At 38.6% G+C, this 16,706-nt stretch carries 25 protein-coding genes and 1 pseudogene; 1 reads left to right on the top strand and 25 read right to left on the bottom strand.

The window, feature by feature from the left end:
• Positions 1-43 precede the first annotated feature (43 nt).
• The 5 genes from DW904_RS02005 to DW904_RS01985 form a co-directional block, all read right to left on the bottom strand.
• Complete coding sequence (locus tag DW904_RS02005) at positions 44-385, bottom strand: arsenate reductase family protein (protein WP_118577843.1); 342 nt, start codon at positions 383-385, stop codon at positions 44-46.
• 67 nt (positions 386-452) lie between these two features.
• Positions 453-863: a peptide deformylase gene (locus tag DW904_RS02000; protein WP_117990283.1), complete on the bottom strand. Its 411-nt coding sequence runs from the start codon at positions 861-863 to the stop codon at positions 453-455.
• A gap of 20 nt (positions 864-883) precedes the next feature.
• Positions 884-1,099, bottom strand: a complete 216-nt coding sequence (locus DW904_RS01995) for a hypothetical protein (protein WP_118577842.1) — start codon at positions 1,097-1,099, stop codon at positions 884-886.
• Positions 1,100-1,130: 31 nt separating this feature from the next.
• Positions 1,131-1,526, bottom strand: a complete 396-nt coding sequence (locus DW904_RS01990; protein WP_147422279.1) for a hypothetical protein — start codon at positions 1,524-1,526, stop codon at positions 1,131-1,133.
• A gap of 136 nt (positions 1,527-1,662) precedes the next feature.
• Complete coding sequence (locus DW904_RS01985) at positions 1,663-1,914, bottom strand: hypothetical protein (RefSeq protein WP_118577840.1); 252 nt, start codon at positions 1,912-1,914, stop codon at positions 1,663-1,665.
• Positions 1,915-2,294: 380 nt separating this feature from the next.
• Between DW904_RS01985 and DW904_RS01980 the strand changes: the two genes are divergently transcribed.
• Positions 2,295-2,810: a helix-turn-helix transcriptional regulator gene (locus DW904_RS01980; protein WP_015541512.1), complete on the top strand. Its 516-nt coding sequence runs from the start codon at positions 2,295-2,297 to the stop codon at positions 2,808-2,810.
• Positions 2,811-2,862: 52 nt separating this feature from the next.
• Here the strand turns inward: DW904_RS01980 and DW904_RS01975 are convergent, their stop codons facing one another.
• The 20 genes and pseudogenes from DW904_RS01975 to DW904_RS01880 form a co-directional block, all read right to left on the bottom strand.
• A complete protein-coding gene (locus DW904_RS01975; protein ID WP_118577839.1) occupies positions 2,863-3,279 on the bottom strand; it encodes a hypothetical protein in 417 nt (138 codons plus the stop codon).
• Positions 3,280-3,300: 21 nt separating this feature from the next.
• A complete protein-coding gene (locus DW904_RS01970; protein ID WP_243110260.1) occupies positions 3,301-3,558 on the bottom strand; it encodes a hypothetical protein in 258 nt (85 codons plus the stop codon).
• Positions 3,555-3,683: a hypothetical protein gene (locus DW904_RS24450; protein ID WP_267904431.1), complete on the bottom strand. Its 129-nt coding sequence runs from the start codon at positions 3,681-3,683 to the stop codon at positions 3,555-3,557. Before DW904_RS24450 ends, DW904_RS01970 begins: the two co-directional genes overlap by 4 nt.
• Positions 3,684-4,019: 336 nt before the next feature.
• The gene (locus tag DW904_RS23450; protein WP_227200176.1) at positions 4,020-4,460 is read right to left on the bottom strand and encodes a DUF4869 domain-containing protein; all 441 of its coding nucleotides are present in this window, start codon (positions 4,458-4,460) and stop codon (positions 4,020-4,022) included.
• Between the two features lie 276 nt (positions 4,461-4,736).
• On the bottom strand, positions 4,737-5,129 hold the full coding sequence (locus tag DW904_RS01955) for a hypothetical protein (protein WP_347561991.1): 393 nt from the start codon (positions 5,127-5,129) through the stop codon (positions 4,737-4,739).
• A 512-nt stretch (positions 5,130-5,641) separates the two neighbouring features.
• The gene (locus tag DW904_RS01950; protein ID WP_118577837.1) at positions 5,642-6,790 is read right to left on the bottom strand and encodes an SLC13 family permease; all 1,149 of its coding nucleotides are present in this window, start codon (positions 6,788-6,790) and stop codon (positions 5,642-5,644) included.
• Positions 6,791-6,998: 208 nt separating this feature from the next.
• Positions 6,999-8,201: pseudogene (locus DW904_RS01945) on the bottom strand (site-specific integrase).
• Position 8,202: 1 nt separating this feature from the next.
• Positions 8,203-8,643 (bottom strand): helix-turn-helix domain-containing protein, encoded by a 441-nt coding sequence (locus DW904_RS01940; RefSeq protein ID WP_202187650.1) that lies wholly within the window; start codon positions 8,641-8,643, stop codon positions 8,203-8,205.
• A gap of 69 nt (positions 8,644-8,712) precedes the next feature.
• Entirely contained in the window at positions 8,713-9,162 is a 450-nt protein-coding gene (locus tag DW904_RS01935; RefSeq protein WP_243110259.1) for a DNA-binding protein, read from the bottom strand.
• Between the two features lie 95 nt (positions 9,163-9,257).
• Entirely contained in the window at positions 9,258-9,434 is a 177-nt protein-coding gene (locus tag DW904_RS01930; protein WP_117768279.1) for a helix-turn-helix domain-containing protein, read from the bottom strand.
• A 90-nt stretch (positions 9,435-9,524) separates the two neighbouring features.
• Positions 9,525-10,076, bottom strand: a complete 552-nt coding sequence (locus DW904_RS01925; RefSeq protein WP_202187649.1) for a sigma-70 family RNA polymerase sigma factor — start codon at positions 10,074-10,076, stop codon at positions 9,525-9,527.
• Positions 10,077-10,391: 315 nt separating this feature from the next.
• A complete protein-coding gene (locus tag DW904_RS01920; protein WP_118577834.1) occupies positions 10,392-10,706 on the bottom strand; it encodes a type II toxin-antitoxin system RelE/ParE family toxin in 315 nt (104 codons plus the stop codon).
• On the bottom strand, positions 10,696-10,989 hold the full coding sequence (locus tag DW904_RS01915; RefSeq protein ID WP_118577833.1) for a type II toxin-antitoxin system RelB/DinJ family antitoxin: 294 nt from the start codon (positions 10,987-10,989) through the stop codon (positions 10,696-10,698). Before DW904_RS01915 ends, DW904_RS01920 begins: the two co-directional genes overlap by 11 nt.
• A gap of 308 nt (positions 10,990-11,297) precedes the next feature.
• On the bottom strand, positions 11,298-11,660 hold the full coding sequence (locus tag DW904_RS01910; protein WP_059086556.1) for a YccF domain-containing protein: 363 nt from the start codon (positions 11,658-11,660) through the stop codon (positions 11,298-11,300).
• Positions 11,661-11,686: 26 nt separating this feature from the next.
• On the bottom strand, positions 11,687-11,905 hold the full coding sequence (locus DW904_RS01905) for an aspartate dehydrogenase (protein WP_118577832.1): 219 nt from the start codon (positions 11,903-11,905) through the stop codon (positions 11,687-11,689).
• Positions 11,906-11,944: 39 nt separating this feature from the next.
• Positions 11,945-12,415, bottom strand: coding sequence for an LURP-one-related family protein (locus DW904_RS01900; protein WP_118577831.1), 471 nt, complete (start codon positions 12,413-12,415; stop codon positions 11,945-11,947).
• 39 nt (positions 12,416-12,454) lie between these two features.
• Entirely contained in the window at positions 12,455-13,081 is a 627-nt protein-coding gene (locus tag DW904_RS01895; protein WP_306797052.1) for a GNAT family N-acetyltransferase, read from the bottom strand.
• Between the two features lie 286 nt (positions 13,082-13,367).
• Positions 13,368-13,841, bottom strand: a complete 474-nt coding sequence (locus DW904_RS24445) for a transposase (RefSeq protein ID WP_118577829.1) — start codon at positions 13,839-13,841, stop codon at positions 13,368-13,370.
• Between the two features lie 636 nt (positions 13,842-14,477).
• The gene (locus DW904_RS01885; protein ID WP_118577828.1) at positions 14,478-15,653 is read right to left on the bottom strand and encodes an ATP-binding protein; all 1,176 of its coding nucleotides are present in this window, start codon (positions 15,651-15,653) and stop codon (positions 14,478-14,480) included.
• A 109-nt stretch (positions 15,654-15,762) separates the two neighbouring features.
• Positions 15,763-16,671, bottom strand: a complete 909-nt coding sequence (locus DW904_RS01880) for a hypothetical protein (protein WP_118577827.1) — start codon at positions 16,669-16,671, stop codon at positions 15,763-15,765.
• Between the last annotated feature and the right edge of the window lie 35 nt (positions 16,672-16,706).

The raw sequence follows: 16,706 nt of genomic DNA, 5'->3' as shown, positions 1-16,706 counted from the left end.
ATGAAATCTACATTCTTCCATTAGCTGCCTATCCTCCGATCTCTTACTTCCACGCTTTCCAGATATCCGGCTGATATCCAAGAGTGGATTGTTTTCCATTACGAACCACCGGTGTCCTAATCACCTGCGGGTTTTCCAGTACCTTCTCAAGTTTATCTTCCTCTGCAATGTATTTAATGAGCGCAAGCAGATCCTTATCCTTGCCCTCCCAGTTGATCATATTTTCCAGTCCACCATTTGCCTGGGCAACCGAATTAAATTCGCCCTTACTCATGCCCTTTTCTTTCATATCAATAAACTGAAACTTAATCCCACGTTCTTTAAAGAAACGTTCTGCTTTCTTTGTATCATTACACTTCTTTGTTCCAAAAATCTGTATATTCAAATTAATTCTCCTTGTCCATCGCCATATGTATCATTTTGTAAAGCGGACATTCCAGGTCCGCATTCAGTTATATTATCTTTCCAGACAAATGATCAATTTCATGCTGGCAGATCTGAGCCGTCCATCCGGACAGCTTCTGCCGCTGTTTTTTCCAGTTGAAATCATAATACTCTACTTCTATTTCCTGGTACCGGGTCGTCTTACGAACACCATCTAAGGATAAACAGCCTTCTTCTGTCTCATACATGTCACGTTTTGAAACAATCACCGGATTGAACATCACAACATCTATGAAGCCCATATTTACAATGATGATATTCTTCTTTACACCAATCATGTTTGCCGCCATACCCACACAACGCTCCCGGTTCGCCTGCAGCGTATCCTGCAGGTCTTTTCCAACTTGGATATCTGCTTTCGTGGCCGGTTCGGATGGTTGGCCTAAAAAGAAAACGTCTCTTACAATTTGCTTTACCATTTACTTTCTCCCTGTAGCTTTCATTCTGCTTTTTCCAATTTATTATTTACATCGAGACAAACTTTGTCTCCTTCATTGATATTACGCTCATAGAGCTTGGCATCCTCTGCTTTTACTGTCACTTCTTTTCCAGAAGAATCCACAAGAGTCACTAGTGCCATGACTGGTGCATCATCCAGTCGTTCTTCACAACCAAAATCCAGGTCTTCATCGATTCGTTTTACTGTATACATCATACTTTAATTCCTCTTGAGATAATATTAAGAATCAGTTTTCTACATACCTTCTCCGATAATATTCCATCGTACGATACTCAATAATATCTTTCACCTGCTTCTTAAATGCATCAACTTTAATTACATCTGCCAATTCATCTCGAATTCCAAATGCATAGCCGTCCTTATCTATAAAAAATCCTTTACCCGAAGCTTTTAAAAACTTAATCGGCATACTTTTGGCTTTGCTTAAATGCTGCTTGTCTGTTATCTTTCGATACTCCTCATAAGAAGTTACTTGTGGAAAATCTTTCCAGTTCGTGCCGCGATTAAAAAATCTTTTCCAACTTTCCACCACTTCATCTTCCGTTACAGCCCTCCTTACATTGCCATCGTTATAAAATCCATATAAAATAGACAAGAGGTACAGTTTAAACCTCTTGTTCATTATTATACCTTACATGTAATAAATTGTCATAAATAACTTTCCGTATTTTGTTGCTTTCCTTGTTTCTTCCCCTCAGCCAAAGCAAATAGCCGAGACCCTAATCAGCCTCAGCTATTCTAAACTATATCATTCAGTTTCAAAAATCAAACTCATCCGGATCCAGTCCTGCATCTTCCAAAACTTCTCTTCTTTCATCCGGATCCATAAATTCCAATTCATCATAATCCAGCCCTGCATCCGCAAAAGTATCGATCTCATCGTCGTCATCAAAGATACTTTTTTCATCATCCTTCATCATTTCGTCCATGAACTGAAACTGTACAGCACGTTCCCAACTATCCAATTTCCCGTCTCTGTTAAAATCAAACATCTTATCAAATCCAAACATAATTTTTCCTCCCTTAATCTTCCATAAACTCGAAATACTCTTGCTCACTGGCAAATAAAATGTATTTGCCTTCTACATATCCCATATATCCGTTGCTTGTGTCATAACCTTTCATTTGCCAGTCCTCCTTGGATTTTTCTTCTTTTTTGATGTTATCATCTTACAATAAATGGCTGTACAAAAATCCCGACAACCAACCGGCTAAACTTCCTTGAGCATTCTTTGATATAAACCCTAAAATGATAATTTTACAAAGTCTATTACTTGTTGTTAGTTCATAATTTATGTATAATAAAATTCATATAAAAAATACACGCTCAGCATGCAGCCTGGAACATAGATGCTCTGCATGTTTGGCGATATACGGGGAGGAAATTCTCATGGGTAAACAATCCACCAGGGAAAACAAAACAATTTACCAGCTTTGCCGAGAAGCGGCAGGACTTACAAGAGCAGAGGCCAGTGAAAAAATGGATGCTGTCTCTGATTCAAAAATTGAAAAATTTGAATATGAAACACAAGAACCTACGCCTTATGATATCCTCCAAATGGCAGATGCCTATAAAAGACCAGATCTTTGCAATTATTATTGCTCTCACAAATGCGAAATCGGCCATCGTTATGTTCCAGAAGTAGAAGTGACCGATCTGTCAAATATCATTTTGGAGACAATTGCCAGTCTGAATGAAATCAATCCTCTTACCGGTCGTCTGATCCAGATTGCCCGTGACGGTAAGATCAGCGATGATGAAATGAAAGATTTTGCTTATATCAGTAAAAAACTTGATGAAATTTCTTTAGCCATAGACTCTTTGAATCTTTGGGTAGATAAGACAGCCGGAGAACAGGGGCTTAATCTTGAACTCTTAAACGCCGAAAAAGAAAAATTAAAATAAGCCATAACTCGACGAAAGGCAATGAACCATTTCTGACTCATTGCCTTTTCCTTTACATACGCTGTAATTGATTGATGATACTTTCTGTTCTTCGAATTGCTTCTTCTACCTGTCTTTTTGCATTATTGATTCGATCCTGGACCACCCAGTCCACAACAAAACCATCAAAGAAATAATCCGCAAAAGAAAGAAAATCTCCAGTATCGATATTCAAGTTACATACCATATTTACATCATTTAATTCCCTGCTGAAATTACGAAGATCATACTTTGCCTGTTCCATATTCCGTTTGGCCTGATCCATTTTAGAATGTTTTAACATCGTAGTGAAAAAGCCGCCGCCAAACATATCTACCAGGCCCCAGTTCTTTGCACTGTTTAAATTTTCTTTTGCTGCCTGAAGACTGTTCAAAGCTCTGCGCCCAGCTTCAATTGCTTCTCTCTTTTCTTTTTCAATATCATATCCCATTCGTTTTCTCCTCCTGATCCATTATGAATGTGACGTCACCAAAGCTATAATGCCACCGACAATCAATAATGGAAAAGCAATGTACATCAGTCCACCTACAACCATGCCAATCAATATCACCGGGAAGAAAATAACTGTGCAAAGTAGTTTCATAATTCCCCAGGATGCTCTTAACCCAAAAACAAAAAATTTTCCGACAAACCAAATTATACAAATTGTAAATAATAACGATAACATTTTTTTCTCCCTCTGAAACTCATTCTGATATGTGTCTTTCATTTATTCTGCTCTTTTTCTGCTAAATATTCAGATGTGTTCTTTATACCAAGCTTATTACTGAATGCCGGGTTTTTCTCCATCTTTTCTATTATCCGGATTAATCGAATTCTCTGTGCTGCTTCCATCTGATCACTCCATTTATATTCTGCTTTTTTGTTGATATTGTCACTATAACAAATTTCTTTTTCATAATACACATCCACCATGAGGAATTGCATCTTTATATTTCTCGAATTTTAAGAATTCTGTCTTTATATTCCTCTGCATGAATTGTTCCTGAAGATGAATTGATTGAAGTCATATTGGAAAATGATGAACTGAAAAATCCAGCAATACATTTGGAAAATAAGCGTAAAATACATTCTCTTGTAACCATCAAAACGCCGGTATAGGATTATAAAAATCCTGTATCGGCGTTATTAATTGGTTTATTGCTTCCTCTAATATCTCACTACGGTTCGTTATTCCTTATTCATACTTTTTATATATTCTTCCGTTGCAGCAATATCTGATCCTACTATTGGATCACCTACAATATTTCCTGCATTATCTACAAATATGGTTGTCGGAAATCCTATAATTCCGGACATGTTGTAAATAAAAGAATCATCCTTCAACATAAGAATCAAAACTTTCACACCACCAGACAATTCGCGTGGCGTTATGGCTCCCAGTATAGGACTGTCAATAACATGTGAACTGATAACTGTGCAATGATCCACATCCTGAATCATTTTATTATCTTCATACACATAGACTTCCGCTTGTGACATCATTTCTTTCACTAATTCATAATTACTTGTCCAATATTGCTCAGGAATAAAATCATGTGCTTTTAAATTGGTCTTTAACCATATGTCAGCAACTCTATTAATATCTGTATTCTGCATCTTTCTGATCATAACGATTATCCTCCATCAGCTCCCGATTTCAGAGCTTCATTTCTAATACTGATTTTACCGTACTTTTTAGGCTCAGTCCATCTTTTATACCCAAGCAATATCGCTTCCATTTCCTTTCTGCCGGACTATTAGTCCCTTTTCTTGAAAAAATATAAAAAATAGAGCACATAGATAGATTCTACATGCTCTTACGCTTTATATTCTGTTTTTATATCTTATTCTCTTTAGACAAATTTTTTTTGATTCTGTTTATTACACCAGTTTACAACTTTATAATTAATAGACTTGCTGACGAATCAGCTGTTTTAAAGCCTTTGTCATTGCACAATAACAGATATTGATCAGATTTACCAGCATTTCAATACCCTTGCAGCTTCGTACCATATACCTGCAAAGTGACCAGAAGGTTTTCTGCTCATAGTAGCTTGTTTCAATATTCCACCGGAACGAGTACAAAAACAGCGGAATATGTTTCATCCTGTCATTCTTCCATACAGGTATGCAAAGCATAATATTTACAAAGCAGTGTCCATTCAGATAATTGGAACCATTATGTGCGGCATGGTCAAAGAGTTTTGAAACATTCTCAAACCGAGTTCCGGCCTTTGCTACCATGGTATCATCCACACAAAGAAATATCGGCTGTGTTGCCAGTGAATCCGGTATCATTCTCAAAGCAACTTTAGCTGTGATATTCATAAAGTGGGAATAATCAACTTTTGCATAGGAACATGCGTGGTAAAAGGTATTGAGGGATTTTGTGGTAATCCCAGACAAAAAGTGCTGATATAAAAATCGAATGGAATGTACAGATTCCAATGTTAGTATTGATAAAACGAGTAAAAACAAAGTATCTGCTGTTGGAGCAGAAAAAGTTTCAAAATAAATCAAAAAATATTTGTGAAGTCTACCAGTCAGAGTCTTTTCGTTGTATAATGTCTTTGTCGTACAGGGGCACTTTCCTTTGTAATGTTTTGGAGCAAACTCATTATACATCAGAAAGCCCTGTACGATATTTTTTTATGAAAAAGTTGTAAAGTGGTGTAAAGATTAATGATCTTTGTATTGGCACCGAAAATATATTTATTTCTCCGCAGCTTTTCTTCCAGGATGGGAGAGTGCCGCGGAGAATTTTTTGCGAAGAAAGAATTGCTATAGCTTTTGTAATTCCGGGAAAACCTTTATCTAAGAAAAAAATACAATATTAACATGAATATCATGAATATAATATTGGAGGCTGTGAATATTCCCAAATACTTCCCTCTCAGATTCCTGTTCTCTTTTGCAATATATTTGAAACTTATCAGGCTTGCCATGGATGCAATCAGAGTGCCGAGACCTCCAATATTGGTTCCGACAATTAAAGCCCGGTAATTATCTGTAAAGCCGGATAAAAGAAGCGCAGCGGGAACATTGCTCATAATCTGACTGGCAAGAACAGCAGTAAGTGTTTCCCTTCCTGCCATGATTCTTTCCAGAAAACTGCTGAATTGCGGAATCCTTCCAAGGTTGCCGATAAAAATAAATAATGCGATAAAGGTGGCAAGCAGGGAGTAATCCACCCTGCTTATATTTTCCCTGTTTCTTAGCAGCATATATATAAGAACCAATACAAGAGGAATCTGGTATGGAATGATACGTGCAACAGTGAGCAGGCAGATTGTAAATAAGATCAGGTAAGCGGCCAGGTATTCCATGTTAAGTTCTTTTCTGTCAGAGAATCCCAAAAGAGTTTTATCTTTTTCGGAACCGCATACGTGAGGTGCTTTGGCAGCGGCTATCTGTATCCATATCAGAAGAAGGATAAGTGCTGTGGCGGAATAGGGAAGCATCAGGGTTATTAATTCTGCCGCGGACATCCCTGCTCTGGCATATAGATAAAGGTTCTGCGGATTTCCGATTGGTGTGAGCATGCTTCCGAGATTAGCAGCGATTGTCTGCATGGCTACTATTTTAAGAAGCCAGTAATTGCCCAGTTCCCTTGGCAGTTTATGCACAATGATCAGTGCAAGAGGAACAAAAGTAATCAATGCCACATCATTGGTGATCACCATTGACAGGAAGAAACATAAGAGTACCAACAGCCTGATCACACCCACAGTTCCCGATGTTCCCATCAGCAATTTTTTGGCGAGTATATCAAAAACACCAACAGCCTTCAAACCAGCTACAATTGCCATCAAACAGAAGAGGAGCCCGAGAGTCCTGAAATCGATATAAGTAAAATAAGCCTTATCCGGTCTGACCCAGAACATAGAAAGAAGCGCCAGGATCACTGCAATTGACAAAACGGTTTCTTTCCTGAAAAAAACATATAATTTTTGTAACATAATATTTCCTTTCCGGTCTGATACGACCGCGTATAAGTATATCACAGAAACATCCAGAAAAAAAGAATATCATTTTGTATTGTGGATTTCCAGTTTTATCAACTCTTTTTAAATGATGGGGACGATGCCAGTAGAATAGATTTTTTATCATCATTGGTAGCCAACTTGGCTACCATTTCACCACATATAACAATCAAACTCGTACTCTCTATTTTTTCTCCAGGGATTTGGCCAGGGTAGATAAAAGTGCTGCCATTTCCGGATTTGAAAGAACCTTGGCTAATAATTCCGCATCAACATCCGTTGGAAGCTCAACAGTCTTGCCGGCAGCATGGGCATGCATACTCGGATCCAGATCTTTTTTCTCGTAAAAAGCTTCTTCAAAGAGCTCTGCATTCTTCCTGCGGTCGTCATCAATAATATGAGAATACACATCCGTAACCATATTGATCTGTGAATGACCGGAGTCTCCCAGTGTTTCCTTGATCTTATCCTGGCCTTTCTTCCATTCTACCAGCATTTCCGCTACTGATTTTGGAAGAAATACTTTACGGATACTGCTCTCCGTCTTCGGAAGTTTCAGTACACGTACAGTTTTGTTCTTTCTGCTCTCCTCCGGAAATACCAGAATCACATCTTTTCCATGCAGTTCCTGAATCGCTGCTTTATCTACCCTTTGTACTTCCTTATCGATATAGATGAATGCACGGCCTTCCTCAATCGCCTCATCAGAAATATCAACGCAATCCCAGGTGAGTCCGAGCATTTCTCCCATACGCATAGAACAGGAAAATGCCAGATTTAGAGCCAGCTTCAAGCGCTCATCCTCACAAACTTCCAGTGCATGCATCAGCGTTTCTGCTGTCCAGATCTCACGCTTTGCGCTCTTGTACTTTGGAACAGTTGCATAGATTGCCGGATTTTTCGGCATCAGTTCCCACTTTACCGCCTGTTGAAAACAGCTCCGAAGCAGTTTATGAATATCCCGGATCGTTGCCGGTAACACATACTCTGACTACCGTTTTCCGGTGGCCGGATTGACCACAGCCGGAGTTCTGAGCAGCCGCTGATAATACTTTTCGATAAACCTGGTATTGATATTTTCAAGCTTATCCCCGCCAATGATCGGAACGATATAATTATTGATCATACTCACATTTGAAGAATATGTAGACAAGGCCCAGGCCTCTTTTCCGTATAAAGTAATATACTCCTCCATCAAATCTTTTACGGTCTTACAATGAGGCACAACCATTTGCCCCACATCTGCACGATATTCGATTTCTTTTTTACGCTTCTTCGCTTCCTGCATGGTCTTATATGTTTCCCATTTCTGCCTGCGCTTTCCGGTTTTATCCTTATAGCTGTAAACAACACAATATCTTCCATTTCTTTCTACTAATGATGCCATGTTAAACCTCCACTTTCTCTCTGCCTTGCAGCCAACCCTCAAACTCCTGCCTTGGAATTCGAATCGTTTTGCTGCTTTGTACTGCTTCTACTTTTTCTTTTTTAATCCATTTGTGCACGGTTGCCGGATTTACTCCTGCCAGAACTGCTGCCTCATTTACTGTCAGATAAACATCATTTCCTATATTCTTGCTATGACCATCCCGTTCCAGAACCGCTCTTCTATAAGCTTCAATCCTGCGATTATCTTCATCCTTCACTGTCTCTGGCATTTCGTCCGATACGATATGATAATCATTCTGGCTGCCATACCATTCATAAAAACTCTTCTTTGTCACTCGTCTTCGACCATCAAACTCAATGGTTTTCAGAATCTCTGACTGATTCAGAAGACCATATACGGTAGATCTGGGAACACCTAATAACCTAGCCATCTCTGGCATAGACATGGAGCTTTCTACAATGTCACAAACTTTCTCCCGGTCCTCGGCATTTCGGTACCGTTTCTGACTTCAATACCATTTATCAAATGCTTTTTTGGGGTATCGTTTCCAATAGTCCACCAAAACAAACTCCACTCCGGCCTTTTTCATTTTTTCATAAACCAGGTTCTCAGATATCTGAAGCATCTCTGCAATATCCCGTGGTGAATAGGAACTTTTCTTCAGTTCCAGTCCTGGCTCTTCTCCTGTGACCTTATGGTATTTCACCTGATTGGCATACCACTTTTCAAAGCTTTCCAACTCCACACGCATTTTGCCAAGGATCACTTCTGTTTTGAAAAAGTTCTTGTGCACCAGCCAGTATCGGTCTGTTTTCTTCAGCCCCAGAAGTCGTCCCATTTCTGGTACGGACATATATTTCTTTTCCAGAGGAGGCTGCCTTTTATATGCGCTCTGGCTTTCTATCTCTTTCACCAGTTCATGGAATTCCTCTTCCTTTGTCAATGGATTGTAATACAACTGTGACACCTCCTACATTACTAACATAACGCATCTGCAGAAAAAGCGTTAGGATGTCATCGTTTACACAAAACAAATCATCCTAAACGCTCTTTCTATTGATGCTGATCCAGCCACTCATCAAAGCTTTTCTTGGAAATACGGTACTTGCCACCGACCATCACCCAACTGAATTTCTTTTTCTTGAGCAGCTCATAAATACACTGTCTGCTTACACCCAAAATCTCCTGCAGTTCTGCTACTGAATAACATCTCTTGTCCATATCTGCCATCTCACTTTCTCTACTTGTTTATTCAGTTTCTAAATACAAAAAACACGGAGAAAGTTTAGGCAAGGAAACAAAAAATTATAAAAATGTTGTTTATCCTTCCATGTACATGTTTCGCATCTTTCTGAGAATCGTATTAAGTCTCTGACTCAGTGCTCCTTTTGTAACACCAAGGATTTCTGCCACATCCTTCTGTTTCATGTCATCAAAATATATCGACTTAATGATGAACTGTTCCTGAAGACTAAGCTTGTCGATCTTTTCATGAAGAATTCTGCTCTCCTCTTTCAGAATCATCATTTCTTCCATGCTCATCTGCGTGTCATCTGACATATCGGCAATAGAAAGCCCATCGCTGTTGGCACTGAAAGCGCAATCCAGGATTTCACATCTCTTGGTTTTACGCTTCCATTTCTTATCTTTCTGATCCGCAGGCTCCTCTTTCTCTTGTTTATTTTCCAAATCCTGAAAATCTTCCATCTGATCATCTTCTTCTGACTCCGGTGCCCACTTACGGCTACGGTAAATTTCATTTCGATACTCGGCAAACATTGCCATTGCTACTTCCTTGGAGATCTCATAGAATACTCCATCAATCTTTGCATAATATTTTCCTTCGTATTTATATGGATGCTGTACGTACATCTTCTTTTCCTCCTGAATTTGAAATCTTGTTTTCTGTTTCAAATCCAGGGGCGGAGATGCACGTGATCCGCTGATGCATCTGATCATGCCTGATTCCCTTCCCAATCACGCGGTCATAGACAGACCCGTGGCTTTGGCTGGAAATCATTGATTTTCAGGCATCAAAAAAAGCCCCATTGAGTATTTAACCCAATAGAGCTTTAAAAAATTTTATTAAATTGTCCTGCTGATCTTCTACTTCCAGCATAATCATTGTATCAGGCGGAAGTATCAGAGGTATCCCAAATACAGGCTATAAAGTATCAATTACGCTTCTTATATCATTTTGTTTTCATAATCTTGTAACTCATGGAAAATATCATCCACATATACAACATCATTTTCTATTCTATATAACATAAAATATCTGTGCTGTTGAAAATTTATTCGACGATATCCCAGACTCTGTAAACGTGGATTGTCGCATACTTTCAAACTACTTGCTACATACTTTAACTTTTTAATAGTATTCTCAAAATCATCAAGCACATTTTTCGCTGCTTGCTTATTTTTCTTAGCGAAAAACAGATACTGTATAAACTGATTCAAGTCTTCTTCTGCTTCAGCTGTTACAACTATTTTATAATCCATATTTTCCTCTCATATCAGAAATCACATCATCTGCATTTCGGTAATTTCCCCTTTTTGAAGATTCTCTGGATTGTTCCAGTCTTTGAAGCATCTCTTCTTCTGTCATAGATGTATAAGGATTATACACAGTTCGTTTTATTTCAAATGGAAATCCATTATATGCAACCGCCTGCGTTAAAAACATCCTTATTGCTGATGTCGTGTCAGTTCCAAGATCTTTAAAAAGCTGATCTGATTTATTTTTCAAATCATCGTCTACCCTGATCTGAATTGTACTTGCCATTTTAGATACCTCCTTTTCTCTTCATTATAATGCTATTTCATTACTAATTCAATACAATTGTATTGATATTTCACTTATTTCTTTGCACTTATCTAAGATAGTAGGTATGGAATCTTAGATTACAATTGAGGTAGGTACAATAAAAATACAATCGGCACAACTTTTTCTTTCTGTACTCATTCAGTTCCTGACGTCCAATGATTAGGATGCCAGGATAACCACCTGTCTGTGTCCTGATTGCCGGAGAGCTTGTCTGGGCGCACAATTCCGATTTATCCAATTAAACAAATTCTTTTTTATTTTTTCTTTTATCCTATCACACTCGCACCAAATGGCATGAAAGAGAGTCTTGCCATCTTGAAAAACTGCTTTCCAAATGGAATTCCAACTATCGTAATACACCATATACAACCAACTATCAGGTTTCCAAGTGCCATTTCCCATCCAAAAAATATAATCCATATAAGATTTACCAGAAACGAAAACATGCCATTTCCATATACGATTTCTTTTCCAAACGGCCAGAATGCCAGGGTTGCAAATTTAAAGCATTGCAGACCTACCGGAATTCCAATAATTGTAATACACCATATGCATCCTGCAAAAATCCATGCCAGTCCACCCAGTAATCCTCCAAATATAAACCAAAGAATATTACCTATAGTTCTCATGACAATACATCCTCCTTATCCAATGTTTAATATTCTTTTGCAATTTCCTCTGTTATCTCATATATCTCTTTAAATTTTTCTAAGTCCTCCGGCGATCTGATCAGCATGATTTCTTCGATTTTTCCGGTCCGTATGTCTTTGAACCCTGCTACTTCTTCTCCGGTACAAATACTTGCACGAATAACTGGTTTCATATGTTCTCGGTCATATGTTTTTTTCATGATTTTCTTTTTGAATAATCCCATACTTCATCCTCCGAATAATTACAGAAACAAGATTAACTATTAATTTCCGGAACATTTTTCTGCATCGATTGCCAGTACAAACATCAGCGCATCCAACGCATTTCCTGGATCCTGCACATCAATAACATATGTATCAGTCATATGAAACAGTTCTTTACTAACCCGTGCAATTGAATAACCGCTTCGATCAAGAATGCTATAGTTCCATTCCATAATGGTTCCATCAATATGCCATCCATTGTAATCAATATTATAATGTGGCGTCAGGAATGAGAATTCTTTGCTCAGGCATCCAATATAACTGCCATTTTTATAAATCTCAAATTTAGGAAGAAAAGTAAGTACTTTCTGAACAACCATTCCTACTTCATTTCCATAGGCATCATAAATTACAAGTTTATGTCCCCAGGACAACTGACCTTTTACTACATAAACAGTGTTGCCTGCTTCATCATAAATATCATAGCTGTCAAACCATGAAAATAGCCTTTGTTTAAATAATAACTTCATAACTTTTCACCGCGCTCTCCAACAGATATAATTGGTTCTTTACACTTCTTCGATATTGGCTACGTGGATTTTTCCATCAGGTTGTGTATGGCTTTTCCATTGTTCTTTTGTTATGACATTTGTATGGCCAACTCTTACCTCATTAAGCAATGGTACTGGAACCTCATCGCAAGTATGATGATAAATAAATCCAAGTTTCTCCTGTACTCTTTTGGACTTTTTATTTCCGTCATAATAGCCACACCATATTGTAGTCATTTCAAGCGTTTCAAATCCTCGTTTCATAAGCGCATATGCCGCTTCTGGCATATACCCTCTGCCCCAGAATGGTTCTCCCAACCAGTAACCAAGTTCACATTCATCATCTCTATCTGTCATATCTGTATGTCCATTTAGTTTTAGTTCAACAGCTCCTATTGCAACATTATTCTCTTTTTCACAGATTGCATAGCATTCTGCTCCGGTGAAAATATTGTCAATAACATATTTACTTGATTCGATATCCTTGTGAGGAGGCCATCCGGCAATTGGCCCTACTTTTGGATTTTTTGCATAAGTAAACAAACTTTCTGCATCATCTTGCGTCCACTTTCTTAAAATTAATCTTTCAGTTTCTAGTATCATTTTAAAATATATCCCTTCAGTATTCAATTTCGATTTATCCAATTAAGACAATTCTTTAGGTTAGAATCGATGATGGAGTAAACGAAAAAGCAGTTTCGACATTTCAGTGAACTGCCCCTTCGTTTACTCCATTTTCGATTTGACCTAATTGAACAAAGTGAGCGTCCGAGTAGCTACTACCTATGGACTTTTAATCTTTTGTTCTTATCCATGATTATACAGGATTTCCTGTGCAGACGCTACAGAAATCAAGAATTTTCAGATAAATAGGTATAACAATTAAACCTCAGGATTTTGAGGCTTAGAAAACATATAAAAGATTTGGATTTTAACACCTTTGCGGTATTCTCAGTTGTGGTTTTCCAAGATGTCCACCGCAGGATTTACATACATAGATGTTTATCCCGTATAGCTGTTTCAATATTTCTGGCATCTCCTTATCCCTGAGCTTTGAAAGATATTTTTTGCATCCGAGGAGATTCCGGCATAAAGTGAGCTTTTTGTGTTTGCTGCGGGAACATAGAAGCCCATAATGCCGGAGCCTGACAAAACGTCTGGGTGGCACATGCATCAGAAAACGCCGTATAAATTCAATACCAGAAAGGGTCAGTTCCTTCCATTGCCCTTCCTCTTTTTTTGCAAGCAAAAAAGTCCTGACATCTTGACAGGCAAGCTCTTCAGGATTCTTATTCTGATATTTCAGAAAATAAGAGACATAGTTTTTATAGCAGTTGATGGAACGTTCTTTAAGGTTACGGATTTTTCCGGCTTCCTCAAGCTGTTCTAAATATTTTTCATACATAATAAAATCCTCCATATAAAATCAGTAGTTATCCGGAACACTGCTTTATATGGAGGTGCATTTTGGTCATAAAACCGCTTGCCAACCAAGCGGAAGGGTGGTATTCTTTTCATAGGCAGTGGGAAGGTCGATCCTGTTTGATTGTTTCGTTGTGGTGACTTAACAATACTACTTTTAGGACTTGCTTTCCACTGTTTTGTTATAGAAAAAAGAAAATCGCTATGCCATAGCCTTGGTAGGCCATCGCGCAGCGATTTTGTTCAATTTATGTTTGCAGGTTTGGGAGAGATTGTTTCTTTTCCCGCCTTTTCTCTGATTTACATCCCCGAATAAGGGGTGACAACAGAGCAGAACTCAAATGTTAGCTGGACTTTTTCTCACATGCTCTGATTTGATCTCATATATAAAACCAGCAGAGATTTTGCTCTCCACCGGTCTGCTTTTATCCTAATTATGTTCCCCTTGCATTGATTTTGCTAATGATGTCAGACAGGGATAGTCCACAGCTGGAAATTAGTTTTTCATTTAAGTAATTATTTCAGTCCCAAAAAGACATATGAATTTTCACAGCCTGCTTCTTCTAAGGAATAAAAAAACAGACCATATAACAACTTTATATGCTCTGTCTTTTTATTCCTACAAATCTTCGTGCAGTTTTACATCGCTATTATCTGCCATGCATTGTTTCAAGGCAATGATCATTTTTTCCGCATCCAGTGGCTTTGCAAGATGAACATTCATTCCAGCCAGCCGGCTGTTGATAATGTCTTCTGCAAAAGAATTCGCGGACATTGCAATGATCGGAACCCTCCTGGCATCCCTTCTTTTCATTTCCCTGATTGTCCTTGCCGCATCCAGACCATTCATCCTCGGCATCATAATATCCATATAAATTACCCCAAAATAATCCGGTGCAGATTTCTCGAAGATTTCAACTGCTTCTTGCCCGTCTACTGCACATGTAACTTCCATACCGCTGTCTTCCAGTATACATCTGGAAATTTCCATGTTCAACTCATTGTCTTCCACAACCAATGCCCGCATGCCTTCTACCGAATAATCATCAAGGCTTACTGGCTTATCTGATAAATTACTGTTTTTATCCTGTGTGCCAATTTTGAACGGAATTTTTACAATAACTGTTGTCCCGACACCTGCTTTGCTCTTCAGTTCAATACTTCCATCCATTCTGTCCACGAGTTGCTTCGTAATTGCAAGCCCCAGTCCGGTGCCTTCATACCTGGATCTGCTTGTCTCGCTTTCCTGAGAGAACATATCAAAAGCATGTGCAATAAAATCTTCACTCATACCCACACCCTGGTCTTTACAGTAGAAAGTGAAATTTGCTCTGTCATCATCCAGAGTTTCTTCCTTAACCCCGAACGTGAGCACACTACCCGACTGACTGAATTTTATGGCATTGTCCATAATATTCGACAGAATCCTTCCAAGATATACCGGGTTTCCAACCAGAGTGCTGTGACTGTATGTACCATTTTTCCAGTCAATCTCATACCGGATGCCTTTCTTGGCAGCCCGCTCATCATAAATCTGATTCAGTTCCTGCAGTACCTCTGTCAGATCAAATAAAAGCTGCTGGTCCTTCAAATCCCCGCTCTGTAGTTTATTCATATCCAACACATCATTTACCAGAGACACCAGATATTTCAGGGATTCCATTACCTTTTCTCTGATCTTCTGCTGCATCTGTGGATCATCTGCGTACTGATTTCCCATATTTACCATACCGATAATACCGTTCAGTGGTGTACGGATATCATGACTCATCGTTGCCAGAAACCTTGTTTTCATTTCGGCTTCCCGCTTTGCTGCTTCCGCAGCAAAGTTAAGATCCTCTTCACGTCTCTTGGAATCGCTGATACTACGGACTGTACATAAAACATGGGTTACATTTCCAGACTCATCCCGTTTTTACAGTAAAAAGCATCCTGTGCCAACTGCCATCACACATTCTGTATTCTGTAGAAATATATTCTTCCGTCTTCAATCTTGCTGAAAGTGTAGAGACATCCAGAAATGGACGGATCAGCGAACGGTATTCAGATGCAACCATTGTATCACAAAGCTGATACAGTTTCTCCGATGCACTGCCTCTGTTTCCTGTCAGTTTGTGTATTTCACTGTCATTTGATATCTCTTCAAAAAAATCTTTCTGCACATCAATCCTGTAGATAGAACAGTAACTCTTAGCAATTGCTGAGATTATTTCATTACTCAGCCGTGCTTCATCCAGTGCCTGCTTTAATTGATTCTGGATCGTTGTTTCTTTTTCCATGATATCATCAATATGCCGAAAACCCACCAGTGCGAAAAAATGTTTCTCATCCTCGTATATTTTGGCTGCCTGTGCCTCAAAAAATTCATGCTGGTTCGGATTCGGTTTACTTCTATAATGGTATGTAATACGCTCCTTCCGGGAAAGCTGTTCCTTTAGATGCCCTGTCGAAATCCAGTCCTTAAATTCCTGTCTTTCTTTCTCATACAGATATTGAACCGCATATTGGTCAGCAGAAGAATTGAAATTATCACCCTGTTTCAGATTCATTTTTTTTACGTTGGTTCCATCGTTTATATGGAGAATTTCAAAGGAACCGGTATTTAATTCAACATAATAGACAGCCGTAAAATCTGCACATATCTTATCCAAAAGCCGTCTTTCCGCCATCTGTTCTTCCAACGTACTTTTCAGTTTTCTGTTCCTCATATGTACCATTACAGTCAGGATAAGAAGCAGAACGATCAGCACAGTTATAAAAACCAAAACAGTCACAGACTGCGGTTGCTTCGGAAATAAATTAATTTCTGTCATAACAAAATCCTCTCTCTATGTTTCCTGTCTGCTTT

Source organism: Ruminococcus sp. AM42-11 (assembly GCF_003480145.1).
Lineage (GTDB): Bacteria > Bacillota > Clostridia > Lachnospirales > Lachnospiraceae > Blautia_A > Blautia_A faecis.
Note: the sequence above shows the minus strand (reverse complement) of the source record. Positions and strands in the feature narration are given on the sequence as shown.

What these genes read in the sequence shown, in the direction of transcription:
- DW904_RS01985 (WP_118577840.1), bottom strand. Translation starts at nt 1,914, where the DNA reads ATGTTTGGATTTGATAAGATGTTTGATTTTAACAGAGACGGGAAATTG.
- DW904_RS01885 (WP_118577828.1), bottom strand. Translation starts at nt 15,653, where the DNA reads ATGAAAACAAGGTTTCTGGCAACGATGAGTCATGATATCCGTACACCA.
- DW904_RS01975 (WP_118577839.1), bottom strand. Translation starts at nt 3,279, where the DNA reads ATGGGATATGATATTGAAAAAGAAAAGAGAGAAGCAATTGAAGCTGGG.
- DW904_RS24450 (WP_267904431.1), bottom strand. Translation starts at nt 3,683, where the DNA reads ATGGAAGCAGCACAGAGAATTCGATTAATCCGGATAATAGAAAAGATG.
- DW904_RS01930 (WP_117768279.1), bottom strand. Translation starts at nt 9,434, where the DNA reads ATGGCAGATATGGACAAGAGATGTTATTCAGTAGCAGAACTGCAGGAG.
- DW904_RS01980 (WP_015541512.1), top strand. Translation starts at nt 2,295, where the DNA reads ATGGGTAAACAATCCACCAGGGAAAACAAAACAATTTACCAGCTTTGC.
- DW904_RS01950 (WP_118577837.1), bottom strand. Translation starts at nt 6,790, where the DNA reads ATGTTACAAAAATTATATGTTTTTTTCAGGAAAGAAACCGTTTTGTCA.
- DW904_RS02000 (WP_117990283.1), bottom strand. Translation starts at nt 863, where the DNA reads ATGGTAAAGCAAATTGTAAGAGACGTTTTCTTTTTAGGCCAACCATCC.
- DW904_RS23450 (WP_227200176.1), bottom strand. Translation starts at nt 4,460, where the DNA reads ATGATCAGAAAGATGCAGAATACAGATATTAATAGAGTTGCTGACATA.
- DW904_RS01995 (WP_118577842.1), bottom strand. Translation starts at nt 1,099, where the DNA reads ATGATGTATACAGTAAAACGAATCGATGAAGACCTGGATTTTGGTTGT.
- DW904_RS01920 (WP_118577834.1), bottom strand. Translation starts at nt 10,706, where the DNA reads ATGGATTATAAAATAGTTGTAACAGCTGAAGCAGAAGAAGACTTGAAT.
- DW904_RS01925 (WP_202187649.1), bottom strand. Translation starts at nt 10,076, where the DNA reads ATGTACGTACAGCATCCATATAAATACGAAGGAAAATATTATGCAAAG.
- DW904_RS01955 (WP_347561991.1), bottom strand. Translation starts at nt 5,129, where the DNA reads ATGATACCGGATTCACTGGCAACACAGCCGATATTTCTTTGTGTGGAT.
- DW904_RS01900 (WP_118577831.1), bottom strand. Translation starts at nt 12,415, where the DNA reads ATGAAGTTATTATTTAAACAAAGGCTATTTTCATGGTTTGACAGCTAT.
- DW904_RS01990 (WP_147422279.1), bottom strand. Translation starts at nt 1,526, where the DNA reads ATGAACAAGAGGTTTAAACTGTACCTCTTGTCTATTTTATATGGATTT.
- DW904_RS01880 (WP_118577827.1), bottom strand. Translation starts at nt 16,671, where the DNA reads ATGACAGAAATTAATTTATTTCCGAAGCAACCGCAGTCTGTGACTGTT.
- DW904_RS01915 (WP_118577833.1), bottom strand. Translation starts at nt 10,989, where the DNA reads ATGGCAAGTACAATTCAGATCAGGGTAGACGATGATTTGAAAAATAAA.
- DW904_RS01910 (WP_059086556.1), bottom strand. Translation starts at nt 11,660, where the DNA reads ATGAGAACTATAGGTAATATTCTTTGGTTTATATTTGGAGGATTACTG.
- DW904_RS24445 (WP_118577829.1), bottom strand. Translation starts at nt 13,841, where the DNA reads ATGTATGAAAAATATTTAGAACAGCTTGAGGAAGCCGGAAAAATCCGT.
- DW904_RS01940 (WP_202187650.1), bottom strand. Translation starts at nt 8,643, where the DNA reads ATGCCAGAGATGGCTAGGTTATTAGGTGTTCCCAGATCTACCGTATAT.
- DW904_RS01905 (WP_118577832.1), bottom strand. Translation starts at nt 11,905, where the DNA reads ATGGGATTATTCAAAAAGAAAATCATGAAAAAAACATATGACCGAGAA.
- DW904_RS01970 (WP_243110260.1), bottom strand. Translation starts at nt 3,558, where the DNA reads ATGAAAGACACATATCAGAATGAGTTTCAGAGGGAGAAAAAAATGTTA.